General features: G+C 43.8%; 1 protein-coding gene. It reads left to right on the top strand.

Features of this window, described 5'->3' with window-relative positions; genetic code table 11:
• The first annotated feature begins 81 nt into the window (after window positions 1-81).
• Complete coding sequence (locus tag PROVRUST_RS18475; protein WP_006816440.1) at window positions 82-396, top strand: phage holin family protein; 315 nt, start codon at window positions 82-84, stop codon at window positions 394-396.
• The last annotated feature ends 54 nt before the right edge of the window (window positions 397-450 follow it).

Here is a 450-nt window from a genome sequence, read left to right as displayed (position 1 = left end):
TTCCCGCTGGAATATTAATTGATATGCCAGAAGTGACGTCAGAGCCAACGCGACCACTTTTACAGTTATGGGATTAAGTACATGTTTGATAAAGATCCGAATAGTTTCGGTCTGGTTCAGTGGTTGATGCTGCTCTTCATTTCCGCATGGGGAGGCGCTGTGAGATATATCATTGATATACGAAAAAATAATACCGCATGGAGCTGGGTAAATGCCTTAATGCAAGTTGTTGTGTCAGGGTTTGCTGGGCTTCTTGGTGGTCTTGGTGCTATCGAATCAGGAGCATCAGAGTACATGATCATGATTTCATCGGGTGTTGCAGGCGCGATGGGAACCATGGCTTTAGATTTTTTCTGGTTAAAGTATACAGGGGTAAAGAGTGACAAAATTAAGTGAGCATTTCAATAGTGCAGAGTTTGCCTGTAAAGATGGGTGTGGCGCATCAGACGT

The organism is Providencia rustigianii DSM 4541 (assembly GCF_000156395.1).
GTDB classification, from domain to species: Bacteria; Pseudomonadota; Gammaproteobacteria; order Enterobacterales; family Enterobacteriaceae; genus Providencia; species Providencia rustigianii.
This window is presented reverse-complemented; position numbering and strand designations above follow the sequence as displayed.

Bases quoted from the DNA above. Each gene is read 5' to 3' on its own strand.
- PROVRUST_RS18475 (WP_006816440.1), top strand. From the start codon at position 82: ATGTTTGATAAAGATCCGAATAGTTTCGGTCTGGTTCAGTGGTTGATG.